Below are 13,479 nucleotides of genomic sequence, written 5' to 3'. Positions count from 1 at the left end.
CCCCGACCGCCGCTGAGCGGTCGGGGCCGTCCGGGATGCCTCTACGGGTCCCGACCTGCGGCGATGCGATTCGTTGGCCGCATCCTGAACGGCCCTGAACAGCGGTGAATGCAACCAGAACTGTGGTGGGAGCTGCTGGACGGCTTGGTCGCCGCACTGTGCTGCTGTACAGCGGGTGCTGTTGCCGGCGCCCTTTCGGGGCTGGCCCCGGCCGCCGTGGGCGGGGCAGCTTCCTCCGCGGTGTGGGTTCTGGTCAGGCAGGGATCGATTCGAGCCAGAGCCAGTGGACCGCCGGGTTCGGACGGGCGGGGCTGCTTACTGTCGATAGGTCTGTTGGCACTTGTCCCCGGGCGGGGCGCGCGGCTTCGAAGGATCTGGGCGGGGCGGCAGCAATACCCCGCGTCCGCTGCGCGTCTTCTGCCCGCGTCGTGTGAAGCCAAGGTAGGGAGTCATTACCGTGCCCTCCGAGCTGCACTACCAGATCGTCACGGATCCGACGTCGCTTCAAGCCTCGCGCCCCGGGGCGCCGTCCGTCGGGGCGGTGCACGTGGTCATCTCCAATACGCACCTGATCGACATACGCGTACGGCACATCGATGTGGTGATACCGACCGGCAACGACAGCGATGCGCTGACGGACAAGGTCGCAGCGATCAAACCGCGTCTCACCCAGCCCTACGCGACACCGCCCGGTGAGGAGGACCCGGAGTTCACTCGGCACAGCGGGAACCGTTTCCGGCTCAGTCGCCGCTCGAAGCAGCTGATGACGTTGCCCGCACAGGAGTACTTGGTCCTGAAGCTGGAGAACATCCCTGTTTCCGAGCATGCGGGCCTGGCCCTCCTGGTGATCCATGAGATCGCCGGCAGGGGGCCTCTGGGCACGAATCCTTCTTGCACCGCTCTCGCAGTGGTGAAGCAGACGCCGCAGGTCCCGCAGAACTTCCGCGCGGACGAGTCCCTGGTGGGAGCCGACAAGAACGTCGTCCTGCGCTGGGACGGCCCGGACAGCCTGAAGTACTGGATCCGCTATCCGGACGGGGGGCCCTTGGAACCCGTCAACCCGCCCGTGCGGCCCACTCCAGTGCCGTACGGGCCCCACAGCCACACGCCTACCCGCCCCTTGAAGCGGGGCTCCACGTACACCCTCGTGGCCGGGACCGCCGACAACAGCGGGCAAGTGCAGGAGGGGTACTTCCTCACCACCACCGTCCATGCCCGCATCCCCGAGTTCGAGAGCGGCACGCGCACACCGTGGGTCGAGGGGACGACGGACAGGGGCCGGGTCACCTTCACCACGGACGGCGTGAAGGTCGAGACCGACGACCCCAAGCATGTCCTGGGAACGGTCAAGGCCCGGACTGTCGACGTGCACGACGTGAAGGCCGACAAGGTCAAGGGACAGACCGCCGCTTCCGGCTGGATCGACTTCCCGGACACGGGCATCCACGTCTACCACGGCCCGAACCCGGACCTCGGCGTCGTCACCGCTGACCGCACGGACGTCAACGGCGTCAACACCAAATGGGTCGGCGACCACGCGGCCGGTAACGGCTGGATCGAGTTCCCCAAGTCCGGGACCACCGTCCACAAGGACGGCAGCCAGCAGTTGGGTACCGTTTCGGCCCACACGGCGGCCCTGAACAGCGTGACCGCGCAGTGGGTCGAGGGGCCCAACGGTACGAAGAGCCGCCTTGCCTTCACCGACACGGGAGTGAAGATCACCGACCCGGACAAGCACCGGGGCACCATCGTGGCGGGTGAGACCAATGTTCGCAGCGTCGTCACCCCTTGGGTGTCAGGGCCTATGCCCGGAGCGGGATGGATCGCCTTCCGGGTGGAGGGGGTGGACGTGATGCGGGACAGCGAGGTCTCCTTCGGCACGATCCGAGCCGCCACGTACGAGGTCAAGCAAGGGGGGACCGGACGCGCCCTGCACCGAAGGCTCCCCGCTTACGAGTGGCCGCCGAAGTCAGGCAACCAGACACCGTCCACCTCCGGCAGCAAGCTGCGCGAGGATCCGGAGTAAGTCTCGGCCCAGGCCTTTTCCGTCGGATCGAAGCGGGCCAACGGCGGCGGTCGAGGCCGTGGCTCGGTGCTCCGCTGGTACCGAGCACCGACTACGGCACGTGGAAGCGGCTGCTTGCCGATGCCAGGCTGCGGGACGGTCGGTTCCACGGTGCCCGCCATACGGCGGCCACGGTGCTGCTCATTCTCGGCGTCCCCCAGCGGGTGGCGATGCAGGACGCGAAGGACCAGGCGCAGCCCCCGGAGGCAGGTCGTTGAGACTGTGAACGCCAAAGGGGCTGCACCGCTGAGCGGTGCAGCCCCTTCGAGCTGGCGGAGGATACGAGATTCGATGCCGCCCTGCGGCGGCGGTGCGTCAGCTCTGTGCGGTGTCGGCGCCCGTCTGCCCGTCGCCCTCGGCTGCGCCTGCCTTCTCGCGCATCTTGCGCACCAGCTCCGCCTTCTGTTCGGCGGCACTCCGGCGGTCGAGGTTACGGTGCGGGCCGTTGTTCTGGCGTTCGGCGCGGGACAGCTTCTTGCGCTGGCCGCCGCCCTGGCCCACGGGGTTGTTGATGTTCTTGCTCACGGTCATGGGTTCTCCCGGTAATGATGTGAAGTGATCTACGGATTCATCGGTGGGGGCGGGCGCGGCGACGTCGCAGGACGTCAGCAGGGGCCCGTCACGCGCTCACTCGTAAATCGGCGTCTGGAAGAACATGACCAAGACGTTACATGGTTCCGTCGGCCCCGCGCACCACACCTTTTGGGGCCCATAGGCGCCCGCACCAAGGGCGGGGCCCTCGGCACTCCCGGTTGCGCGTCGCCCACGCCTCCGCCGGTCCCAAGCGGTCCGGGCGGTGCTGGCTTGCCGTACTCCGCTCGCTCGGTCCGCGGGCGATGGAGGGCGGACCAGCGGGAAGGCGTCCACATCCGTACGGCATCCGCTGCTAGGTGGTTGCTGAGGCGCTGCCCGGGTGCCCGGGAGCGCATTTCGGCCAGGGCATTTCGCGAGACTCCCGGCAACTGAGCGGGGTCGGCTGCCTGTGGCGTGGGAGCCAGGGCGCGCGGCGTGGGCCAGTCGGCCAGGACTGTGGCCTGTTGACTCCTTTCGGCCCGGGTTCCGGGGCGGCATGCTCGTTGATCTGTGAACGGTATGCAGCGGACTCACCTGAGCGTCTCCGCGCGGGCCGTGGCCGAAAGACCACGGGCGGAGCACGGATGAGGACGGAACACCGGGCCGGCGTCCGTTCATGCTTGGGGCAGGAGCGGGCGGTGGGCCATGGCGGCCTGCCGCGTCCAGCCGGTCCGAGGGGGGCCGCCGGGGCAAGGTCGCAGCCCTCATGAAAGGGGACCTTCCCCATGTCACACAGAACTCCGTGCGTCGGCGAGAGCAGATCGTCGACAGCGCGGCCGCGCCGGGGCGGCCTGACCAGGCGGCTGACCACACTGGCTGTGCCCGGCACGATGGCGCTCGCGCTCGCCGGCGCCGGGCTGATCGCACTATCGCCCCCGGCGCTGGCCGCGACGACGACGGTCACCTTCTCCTACACCGGCAGCGCCCAGTCCTTCACCGTGCCCGCCAACGTGTACGCGATCAGCGTGGACGCCTTCGGGGCCCAGGGCCAGAACGGGCCCGAGGGCGGCAGTACGGGCGGACTCGGCGGGGAGGCCCAGGGCCAGCTCGCTGTCACGCCGGGGCAGGTTCTGCAGATCAACGTCGGTGGCTCGGGCGGCTTCGGCGGCTCGGGCGCCGCAGGTGCGGGCGGTGACCGCACCGTCGACGGCGGCGCCGGAGGAGGCGCCTCAGACGTACGCCAGGGCGGCAACGGCCTGAGCGAGAGGCTGTTGGTGGCCGGTGGTGGCGGAGGCGGAGGCAACTGGATCGGCAGCGCCGTCAGTGGGGCCGGCGGCAGCGGGGGCGGCATCAGCGGTACCGCCGGCGCCAACGGGAGCGACGGGGCACAAGGTGGCGGGGCGGGAACCGCCAGTGCCGGCGGGGCCGGTGGGCTCGGCGCGAACGGCGCCGGAACCGCGGCAGGCGGAGCCTTGGGCCTCGCAGGCACGGGCGGCGCCGGCGCCAGCGGTGCAGGTGGAGGAGGCGGCGGCGGGGGCTGGTTCGGTGGCGGAGGAGGCGGCGGCATCATGAGCAGCCCCTCCGGCACCGTCGGCTCAGCGGGCGGCGGCGGAGGCAGCGGGTACGGTCCGGCCGGCACGGTCTTCCACAGCGGTGTGCGCTCGGGCGACGGCTCGGTGAACATCACGTACGCCCCGGCCGTCGCGGACATCGCTGTGCACGTCACAGCCCAGCCGCGCCTGGGCATCCTGGTGCCCTACCTCCGCTACAACCTGACGGCCGACAACACCGGCCCGGACGCAGCCGCCTCGGCCACGATCACCGCGTCCCTGCCCCGAGGAACGACCGCGACCGGCCTGTCCGCCGGATGCACCAGCAGCCCGGGAACCGTCACCTGCACTTACGAGGCGATAGCCAGCGGTGCCGGCGCGACCAAGTCCTTCGACATCCCCCTGCATCTGCTCTCGCTGGGCCGCGTGTCGGTGACCGGCGCACGCACCGCGTCCACGCCCACCGACCCCAACGCCGCCAACGACAGTGACACGGCCGACTGCACTGTGGTCTCCATCCTCCTGACCACCTGTTCCTGACATCCCGGAGGCGCACCGGGTCCACCCCGAGTGGGAAGGTGACATTCCGTTGGGTCGATCCGGACACGGCCGTTCTGCCCGCCAAAGACCCCGTCGTTGTCGCGCGGTTGGTCGGGTCAGTCGTGCGGGGTGAGCAGGGCGATCGGGATGACACGGTCGGTCTTCGGCCCGGGGCCCGTCGTCGTGCCGGGGCAGGCGGGCGGTCAGGTGTTGTCGTGACGGCCCGCCCACACGACAGGGGTCCGGTGCGCCCAGGGAGCGGCCTGCTCCAGCTGACCGGCGACGCGGAAGAGGACGTCCTCGCGTCCGTATCCCGCGGCGAACTGGATGCCGATGGGGAGCCCCGTGGCGGGGTCGGTCTCCAGGGGGACGGACATGGCGGGGGTGCCCGCGACGTTGAACGCGGCGGTGAAGGGCGAGCGGTGGAAGAGTTGCCTGAGCCAGCCGAGACCGTCGGCGCCTTCGGCGCCCTCGGCGTACGTGCCGAGGAGGATGGGCAGTTCGGGCAGCGTCGGGGTGAGCAGCAAGTCGTACTCGGCGAAGTACTGGCCGATCGCGCGCGCGACGCTGTTGCGCATCGCGAGGGCGTGGACGAACTCGGCCCCGCTGACCTGCTGTCCGTAGGCGTAACTGGCCAGCATCTCGGGTTCGACGGTGGTGGCGTCGACGGGCCGCTCGAAGGCCGCGGCGAAGGCGTCGATCCACGTCACCAGATTGGTGCTCCACAGGCGGGCATTGGCCAGGATGAACTCCTGCCAGTCGATGCCCAGGCCGACCTGGACCTCTTCGACCCGGTGCCCCAGGGACTCGGCGAGGACCGCGGAGCGGAGTGCGGCATCGACGATCGTGGCGTCGACAGCCCGAGCGCCCCATGGCCGCGTGAGGACGCCGATCCTCAGCCTGCCCGGGGAGCGGTGGGTCTCCTGCGCGTAGGGCCGCTCCGGCTGCTGGGCGGCATAGGGGTCGCCTGTCTCGGGGCCCTGGACGAGGTCCAGCAGCGTGGCGCTGTCGCGTACCGAGCGGCTGAGGACACCGTGGACGGCGAGCCCGTTGAAGACCTCGTCCGCGTCGGGGCCCATGGACACCCGGCCACGGGTCGGCTTCAGTCCGAACAGACCGTTGCTGGCGGCGGGGACACGGATGGAGCCGGCCGCGTCGGTGGCATGCGCGATCGGGACGATGCCCGCGGCGACGGCGGCTCCCGAGCCGCCGCTGGAGCCGCCAGGAGTGCGGGTCGGGTCCCAGGGATTACGGGTGGCGCCGTACAGGACGCCTTCCGTGGTGGTGCTGTACGCGAACTCCGGGGTCGCCGTGCGTCCGAGCGTGACCAGCCCGGCGCGGCGGAAGCGCGCCATGAGCGATGAGTCGGCCCCGGCGACGTTTCCCGCGGCGATACGGCTGCCCGACTCCACCCGCTTGCCCGCCATCGCGACTGCGAGGTCCTTTATGGCGATGCAACGCCCCACCGGACCGACGAGGGGCGGTATGGCGGGCATGGAGAGAGCCAGCAGGCAGAGCAGGGTGGCCAAGTTGCCGCCCCGGGAGCGAATCCTCGACGCGGCGGAGGAACTCTTCTCGCGTGAGGGGATCAAGGCGGTGGGTGTCCAGGCGATCGCCAGCCGGGCCGAGACCACCAAGATGGCGCTGTACCGCCATTTCGCGACCAAGGACGCACTGGTCGAGGAATGGCTCCGCATCGTCGCGGCCGACTACGCCGCCGCGTTCGACCAGGCGGAGGCCTCACACCCCGACGATCCCCGGGCGCAGATCCTGGGGATCGCTCGGTTCATCGCCGACGGGCTTCCCGAGATCTCCCACCGGGGCTGCCCGTTCATCAACTCCATCGCGGAACTGCCCGACCGCACCCACCCGGCACGCAAGCTGATCGAAGCCCACAAAGCCGGCCAGGTGCGCCGGATCGCCGACCTGTGCGCCCGCGCCGGACTGGCCGATCCGGACGAGGCAGCCACGGAGATCACCTTCGCCCTTGAGAGAGCCCAGGTGAGCGCCCAGAACAGAAGCATCGAGCACGGGGCCGAGCCGCTCATGAGGATCGTCGAGGCCGTCCTGGACCGCCACTCGCCGCTCAAGGCTGCCCCGTGAAGGATCGCACCACGCAGGGATCCTGATGTGGTGAAGCGGCCGGCCGGCGGTGAGGTTCGGCCAACGGCCGGCCGGCGGTGAGCTTCGGCTCGCCCCCCCGCGCTTCGAGTCCGTGAGCGAGCCACCGCGCGATGCAGCCGACGCCACAGGCCGGCCTCGGTCCATACCGTGAAGCGGCGATGCGCGGTGGGGCGGGCGACGTGCCGAACGTCCGCGGCAGATGCCGCCAGGCACAGCCGCCGGTCAGCACGAACACCACTGCCGTGAACACGGTGAACACGGCCCGCTCGTCACCGGAGCGGTCACACCACCTTGCGGTCGGGCTAGGAACGACGGCAGCAACGGGACGGCCGGCTCCCAGAGTTCATCGGGAACCAGACGCCGCGGCAGACCCCGCACCCACGACCGGCATCATGCCGCTCGAACATCACGTCACGTGGGACAGCCCCTACGCCTTGACTGATGCGGCCGATCTGGCGGCCTGCTCGATCTTCGCGCAGTAGGCCGCACGGGCTTCCTCGTCGATCTGCTTCTCGTGCTCGGCGCGCAGCCCGGTCCGGCCGTCGAGCCCCTCGCGCAGGATGTCGGCGTGTCCGGCATGCCGGACAGACTCGCTGAGGACATGGACCATGACGGCGAACAGGTTCGTGTTCGGATAAGGCTCCGACCACCACGGCACGTGGCCGGGGGCATCAAGGGGGAGCTCGCTGATCGTCGCGTCCGAGTGTTCCCACGTGCGCCGGTAGAACCCGATGATCTGATCGCGGGTCTCGTCCTCGGCTGCCCACTGATCGCTGCCGTCGGAGTCCTGCCACCGGCACAGCGGTTCCGGGGATGGGCGGTCGAAGACCTCGCCGAAGTACCTGGCCTCGACGGTGGCCACGTGTTTGACCAGGCCGAGGAGGTTGGTCCCGGTCGCTGTCAGAGGCCGGCGAGCGTCGTATTCGGACAGGCCGTCGAGTTTCCAGAGCAGCGCCTCACGGTCCCGCCGCAGTCTTCCGTGCAGGTTGTCCTTCGCGAATTCATCGATCATGCGGCATGAGCCTGCCATGGGCTGCTCGTGGCCGAGCGCACGGCCTCCCCTGGAGAAGGGGGACGCCGTCCAAGCGGCTCGGAGCCGGATGCCGGTCCGAGTCCAGGCCGGGTCCAAGCAGTCGTCAATGTTGACGGATGGCGTGGGCGCCTGTCCCGGTCCTGCCGGGACAGACGCCCTTTGACGCCGGATCAGTTCACTTGCAGTACGGCACCGGGGCGAGGTTTTGCACATAGCGGGCGGCGACCCAGCCGGGCTTGCCCGCGCCGAGCTTGTACCAGAGCGTGTTGCCGTCCACGTTCTGGCTGTTCTTCTTGCACTGCAGGGCTGTCACCGTGCCGTTGGGCAGCAGGTTGAGGTGCTTGGACGCGGTGGTCGCGTCCTGGTGCACCCACAGACCACCGTTGGCGACGACCTTGCCCGTGGGCCCGGCCGCCGGAGCGGGAGCCTGCCGGGCTGACGCGACGCTCGCCGTCACGGACGCCGCCGATGCCGCACTGCTGCCGAGCAGGATCCCCGTTCCAGCAAGTGTCGCAACCGCTCCTGCGGCAACGACCTTACGCATGCCAGATACGTACATTTCTTCCCCTTTCCTTCCCTTTGGGATGTACGCCCTGCAAGACAGCGGATCGCGCCGACCCGTTCCATAAACGCGAAGAACGTCCTTAACCTGTACGTCAGTTGGCGCACCCCTCACGATTTTCGGACAAGCGTGTTCCGGCCCGATGCCTCCCACCCACAGTCCTCTTACGCGCCCGCCCGGCCCGGCGCGCTGGGAGCAGCGATCTCCCAGATGTGGCCGCCCGGATCGCGGAAGCTCGCCGTGCGAACTCCCCAAGGCCGCTCCACCGGTCCGTTGAGCAGTCCGACGCCTCGCCCGGCCAGGCGCCGGCACACCTGGTCCACATCCGCGACCTGAAGCGTGAACTGCGTACGCACACCCTGGTCCGGGGAGGCGACCGAGGCGGGAGCCACCAGCTCGGGAGCAGCGTCGACCGCCAGCAGATTCACCATGGTCCCCCCGAACCGGAACACGGCCGAGCTCTCGTCCTCGAAGTGGACGGGGAGCTCGAACACATCCCGATAGAACTCCCTCGCCACCGCGAGATCCTCCACGAACAACGTGACAGCTTGGATGCTTCCGGGCCAGGCGACCATGGCGGCAATTCCCTTCACGACGAGACGACTTCAGTCACCTGGATGGTCACACAGGGCACTGACATCCCCAGCCGCCACTCGATCGCCTTCGCACAGATCCGCGGCTACCACCAACGCATGGATCAGCCGCGCGGATCGCGGAAGCTCGCAGCCGGATCGGCGATGAGTTTTCGTGCCGGCCCCGGTCTACCCCCCGTACGCAACGACACCACCCACCAGGGAGCCCGACATGCCCACCATGATCTTCGTCAATCTGCCGGTGAAAGACCTCGACCGCTCCAAGGACTTCTTCACCAAGCTGGGCTACTCCTTCAACCCCCAGTTCACCGACGAGAACGCCGCCTGCCTCGTCATCAGCGACACCATCTACGCAATGCTGCTGACCGAACCCTTCTTCCAGGGCTTCACCAAGCGGCAGATCGCCGACACCGCCACCACCATCGAATCCATCGTCTGCCTCAGCGCCGACAGCCGCGAAGACGTCGACCGCCTCGTCGACACAGCACTCACCAGCGGCGGCACACCCGCCAACGACACCATGGAACAAGGACCCATGTACGGCCGCTCCTTCATGGACCCCGACGGACACCACTGGGAAGTCACCTACATGGACCCCACCGCCATCCAAAGCTGACCCCGCGCGGATACGTCACGACGGCTCACCCGGCCGCCGCCGAGGGCCCCGGGAAAGTCCCGGGGCCGGTCGTTCGGGTCAGTAGCGGACCCACAGAACGAAATGTCCTGGCGGGTGGAGCTGAGGGGGTTCACAGAAGAAGATCGGGCCCCCACTCGCGCGTCCCCTGGACTGGACTTCGCTCGCTAAGTCTGTCTCTTTTGAGGGCTAGGCACGTTAGAGCCATTCATTGATGGCTGCCGCGAAGACGGTCGCCTCGTAGCGGACCGAGCCTTGTGGTCCTGGTCGGGTTCCGGTGTGCCGGTGTGCAGCACGCGGTTGACGTGTGCGGTGTCGAGGGCGTGTTCCCAGCGGGCGACGACGAGAGTGGCGACGCTGTTTCCGGCCAGGTTGGTCAGCGCGCGGCACTCGGACATGAACTTGTCGACGCCGAAGATCAGCATGATGCCGGCGGCGGGGACGGTCCCGACGGTGGAGAGGGTGGCGGCCAGGGCGATGAAACCGGCTCCGGTGACGCCTCCAGAACCCTTGGAGGTGAGGATCATGACGGCAAGCAGGCCGAGCTGCTGGCCGATGGTGAGCGGGGTGTCGGTGGCCTGCGCGATGTAGACGGCGGCCAGGGACAGGTATATGGAACTGCCGTCAAGGTTGAACGCATAACCGGTCGGCACCGTCAATCCGACGATGTCGCGACGTACACCGAGTCCTTCGAGCTTGACCATCACCCGCGGCAGCACGCTCTCGGAGGAGGAGGTGCCCAGCCCGACGAGGAACTCTTCGCGCAGGTAGCGCAGCAATCGGAAGATGTTGATCCGGAGCAGGGCCAGGACACCGCCGAGGACCACGACGACGAAGAACAGGGAGGTGCCGTAGAACAGTCCGACGAGCGAGCCGAGACTGGTGAGGGTGGACATGCCGTATGTGCCGATGGTGAAGGCCATCGCGCCGAACGCGCCGACGGGCGCGGCCAGCATGATGTAGTGAAGGATCTTGAACACCACGGCGCTCAGCCGGTTGATGCCGTCCACGACGGGGACTCCCGTCGGTCCCAGGGCTTTGACGGCGATGCCGAACAGCACGGCGACGAAGATGACCTGAAGGATGTTGCCTTCCGCGAAGGCGCCCACCGCGCTGGAGGGCACGATGTCGGTGAGGAAGTGCCACCAGCTCTGGCCCTCGCCGTCCTTGACGTATTGCGCGGCGTGGCCGCTCAGGTGCAGCTCGCCGGGGTGGGCATGGACTCCGGCACCGGGCCGGAAGAGGTTGACCGCGATCAGCCCGACGGCCAGGGCGGCCAGGGTGCCGGCTTGGAAGTAGACCAGGGATTTGAGACCGACCCGACCGACGCGGCGCAGAGTGTCCACTCCGCCGATGCCGGCCACGATCGTCAGGAAGACGATCGGCGTGATGAGCATCTTGATGGCGGACACGAAGGTGACACCCACGGGTTCCAGGGCGACGCCGAGGCCCGGCCGGAGCCAGCCCGTCAGGATGCCGCAGCCGATCGCGGTCAGGACCCACAGGTAGAGCTGCTGGTACCAGGGCTTGGACCGCGGTGCGGCAGGAGGCGGACCGGGGGCGGGGGAAGCGGTTGCTGCCATGGCGTTTCTCCTCGTCGAGGAACGTGGATCCGCAGCGCTCGGTCACAGCAGTTGGAGGATCTTTTCCGTGAATGCGGTGGTCGTGGCGCTGCCGCCGAGGTCGGGAGTGCGTACGTCGGTCTTGGCCAGCACCGCGGCGATGGCGTCGGTGACGTCCTGGGCCGCCTCGGGGTGGCCGAGGTGGTCGAGCATCATGGCCGCCGCCCCGATCGCGCCGAGCGGATTGGCGATGCCGCGGCCCGCGATGTCGGGCGCGGAGCCGTGGACCGGCTCGAACATCGAGGGGTAGGTGCGCTCCGGGTTGAGGTTGGCGGCCGGTGCGATACCGATGGAGCCCGCCACGGCGGAGGCCAGGTCGCTGAGGATGTCACCGAAGAGGTTGGAGGCGACGACCACGTCGAAGCGCGCCGGGTCGAGGACGAACTTCGCGGCCAGGGCGTCGATGTGCTCCTGGTCCCAGACCACCAGCGGGTGAGCGGCGGCGCGCTCGGCCACCAGCTCGTCCCAGAACGGCAGGGTGTGCACGATCCCGTTGGACTTGGTGGCCGAGGTGAGCCGCCTGCCACGCCGCGCGGCCAGCGCGAAGGCGTAGTCGAGGACGCGGGTCACTCCGGCGCGCGTGAACACCGCCTCCTGCACGGCCAGTTCCTCCGGGTGGCCCCGGTTCAGCCGACCGCCGATCTCGCTGTACTCGCCCTCGACGTTCTCTCGTACGACGACCAGGTCCACCCCATCGGCCGTGGCAGTGCGCACGGGGCTGTCCACTCCCTCGAAAACGCGGATCGGTCGCAGGTTGACGTACTGGCGAAAGCCCCGGCGGATCGGGATCAGCAGCCCCCACAGCGAGACGTGATCCGGCACGTGCGGAGAGCCGACCGCGCCGAGCAGGATCGCGTCCTTCTCGCGCAACTGGTCGAGGCCGTCCTCGGGCATCATCGCGCCCTCGCGGACGTACCGCTCGCACGACCAGTCGTAGGAGGCGTAGGAGAAGCCGATGCCGCGACGGGCGCCGACGGCGTCCAGGACCTGCCGGGCGGGCGGCAGCACCTCGGCTCCGATGCCGTCGCCGGGGATGAGTGCGATGCGGTGGTGGGTCATGTGCCGATTGCAGCAACCAGGCCGCGCCGCCGTCCAAGACCGTGTGCCGATCTGCCTTATAGGACCGCCCTATCGATCCTCAGCAGCAGCAAGTGCGCAGGTCAGGAAGGCGCGAGCGGCAGGCGACTGCTCGGCGCGGCGGCTGACCAAGGCGATCCGCAGCGCCGTTGTCGGCTCGATGTCCAGCACCAGTGCGCCGGATCGCTCGGCTGTCGTGCGCCAGGACTCGGTGACCACGGCGAGCCCGACCCCCGCGAGCACCAGCGGAAGGATGGCCACCCGGTGCTCGGTCTGCGCGGCGACGGTGAAGTCGATGCCGCGCTCGCGCAGCCCGTCGACGTACGCGCGCATCCCTGTCCCCCGCTGCCCGACGATCAGCCGCTGCCCGGACAGTTGCTCGCAGGAGACCGGTCGCCCGGCGGGGAAGGGCCCCTCGGGCGGGGTGAGCAGTACGAAACGCTGCTCACCGGCCCCGTGCGAGATCACTTGTTTGTCGGTGAGCGGCTCCGACGTCGCAAGAAGCCCCAACTCGGCCGCGCCGGTGCGCACCATGTCGATGACATCGCGCGAGGTGAAGGCGGCCCGGATGTTGACCGACACCCCGGGGTAGCGTCCGCTGAACGCACGGATCATCGTGGTCAGGGGCTCCACCGCCTGAGACGGCATGGCGGCGATGTCCAGGTGTCCTTGGCGAAGTTCGTGTACGGCCGCGACCCTGGCGCGTGCGGTCTCCAGGCTGCGTACAGCCGCTCGGGCCGGTTCGATCAATGCCGTGCCTGCCTCGGTGAGCACGGCCCGGCGCCCGATTCGATGGAACAGACTGCTGCCCAAGTCACGCTCCAGCGCCTGCACAGCCTGGGAGAGGGAGGGCTGGGAGAGGTACAGCGCCGATGCCGCCCGGTGGAAACCCCCGTGATCGACAATGGCGAGGAAGTACTCCAGCTGCCTGATGTCCATGACCACCCCATCCCTCACATGTTGAAGAACGCCCCTGTCCCGTCAGCTCGTCTGAGGACCTGTCCTATGGCAGCGGCCAAGCGTTCGGCCACCCTATGAGGAATGGCCGGGAACCGAACGGTCCTGGCCCGTTGGGTGCTCTCCTCAACCCTAGGCCGGTGGGAACATGAACAGGTGCCTGAGCTTGGTGGGGTGCGTCCGGATGAGCTGTGCGTCGCTCCCCCGTC

The 13,479-nt window shown here is 69.0% G+C and carries 12 protein-coding genes and 1 pseudogene; 5 read left to right on the top strand and 8 right to left on the bottom strand.

Features of this window, described 5'->3' with window-relative positions:
• Window positions 1–457: 457 nt before the first annotated feature.
• Window positions 458–2,026, top strand: coding sequence for a hypothetical protein (locus ACGFRG_RS23635; protein ID WP_393266854.1), 1,569 nt, complete (start codon window positions 458–460; stop codon window positions 2,024–2,026).
• 62 nt (window positions 2,027–2,088) lie between these two features.
• Window positions 2,089–2,241 (top strand): annotated as a pseudogene (locus tag ACGFRG_RS23630) (site-specific integrase); the annotation flags it as partial.
• A gap of 139 nt (window positions 2,242–2,380) precedes the next feature.
• On the opposite strand, the gene ACGFRG_RS23625 reads toward ACGFRG_RS23630, so the two are convergent.
• Window positions 2,381–2,596, bottom strand: a complete 216-nt coding sequence (locus tag ACGFRG_RS23625; protein ID WP_361424125.1) for a DUF6243 family protein — start codon at window positions 2,594–2,596, stop codon at window positions 2,381–2,383.
• 767 nt (window positions 2,597–3,363) lie between these two features.
• On the opposite strand from ACGFRG_RS23625, the gene ACGFRG_RS23620 reads away from it, so the two are divergent.
• On the top strand, window positions 3,364–4,668 hold the full coding sequence (locus ACGFRG_RS23620; RefSeq protein ID WP_393266851.1) for a glycine-rich protein: 1,305 nt from the start codon (window positions 3,364–3,366) through the stop codon (window positions 4,666–4,668).
• 203 nt (window positions 4,669–4,871) lie between these two features.
• Here the strand turns inward: ACGFRG_RS23620 and ACGFRG_RS23615 are convergent, their stop codons facing one another.
• Complete coding sequence (locus ACGFRG_RS23615; protein ID WP_393266848.1) at window positions 4,872–6,164, bottom strand: amidase; 1,293 nt, start codon at window positions 6,162–6,164, stop codon at window positions 4,872–4,874.
• On the opposite strand from ACGFRG_RS23615, the gene ACGFRG_RS23610 reads away from it, so the two are divergent.
• Window positions 6,163–6,771 carry a TetR/AcrR family transcriptional regulator gene (locus ACGFRG_RS23610; RefSeq protein WP_393266845.1) on the top strand — a complete coding sequence of 203 codons (609 nt, stop codon included), beginning with the start codon at window positions 6,163–6,165 and terminating at the stop codon, window positions 6,769–6,771. The genes ACGFRG_RS23615 and ACGFRG_RS23610 overlap by 2 nt on opposite strands.
• A gap of 448 nt (window positions 6,772–7,219) precedes the next feature.
• Here ACGFRG_RS23610 and ACGFRG_RS23605 read toward each other — a convergent pair whose 3' ends face one another.
• The 3 genes from ACGFRG_RS23605 to ACGFRG_RS23595 form a co-directional block, all read right to left on the bottom strand.
• Entirely contained in the window at window positions 7,220–7,804 is a 585-nt protein-coding gene (locus tag ACGFRG_RS23605) for a DinB family protein (RefSeq protein ID WP_361424137.1), read from the bottom strand.
• Window positions 7,805–8,000: 196 nt separating this feature from the next.
• Window positions 8,001–8,369: an SH3 domain-containing protein gene (locus ACGFRG_RS23600; protein ID WP_361424140.1), complete on the bottom strand. Its 369-nt coding sequence runs from the start codon at window positions 8,367–8,369 to the stop codon at window positions 8,001–8,003.
• A 182-nt stretch (window positions 8,370–8,551) separates the two neighbouring features.
• The gene (locus ACGFRG_RS23595) at window positions 8,552–8,962 is read right to left on the bottom strand and encodes a VOC family protein (protein ID WP_361424143.1); all 411 of its coding nucleotides are present in this window, start codon (window positions 8,960–8,962) and stop codon (window positions 8,552–8,554) included.
• A gap of 229 nt (window positions 8,963–9,191) precedes the next feature.
• Here ACGFRG_RS23595 and ACGFRG_RS23590 point away from each other — a divergent pair, with 229 nt between their 5' ends.
• Window positions 9,192–9,596 carry a VOC family protein gene (locus ACGFRG_RS23590; RefSeq protein ID WP_393266840.1) on the top strand — a complete coding sequence of 135 codons (405 nt, stop codon included), beginning with the start codon at window positions 9,192–9,194 and terminating at the stop codon, window positions 9,594–9,596.
• 185 nt (window positions 9,597–9,781) lie between these two features.
• Here the strand turns inward: ACGFRG_RS23590 and dctA are convergent, their stop codons facing one another.
• The 3 genes from dctA to ACGFRG_RS23575 all read right to left on the bottom strand — a co-directional run bounded on the left by dctA (window position 9,782) and on the right by ACGFRG_RS23575 (window position 13,252).
• Window positions 9,782–11,197, bottom strand: coding sequence for a C4-dicarboxylate transporter DctA (gene dctA, locus ACGFRG_RS23585; RefSeq protein ID WP_393266838.1), 1,416 nt, complete (start codon window positions 11,195–11,197; stop codon window positions 9,782–9,784).
• Window positions 11,198–11,239: 42 nt separating this feature from the next.
• Window positions 11,240–12,295, bottom strand: coding sequence for a tartrate dehydrogenase (locus ACGFRG_RS23580; protein WP_393266835.1), 1,056 nt, complete (start codon window positions 12,293–12,295; stop codon window positions 11,240–11,242).
• Window positions 12,296–12,364: 69 nt separating this feature from the next.
• Window positions 12,365–13,252 (bottom strand): LysR family transcriptional regulator, encoded by an 888-nt coding sequence (locus tag ACGFRG_RS23575; protein WP_361424155.1) that lies wholly within the window; start codon window positions 13,250–13,252, stop codon window positions 12,365–12,367.
• Between the last annotated feature and the right edge of the window lie 227 nt (window positions 13,253–13,479).

The organism is Streptomyces sp. NPDC048696 (assembly GCF_043198895.1).
Classification (GTDB): domain Bacteria; phylum Actinomycetota; class Actinomycetes; order Streptomycetales; family Streptomycetaceae; genus Streptomyces.
This window is presented reverse-complemented; position numbering and strand designations above follow the sequence as displayed.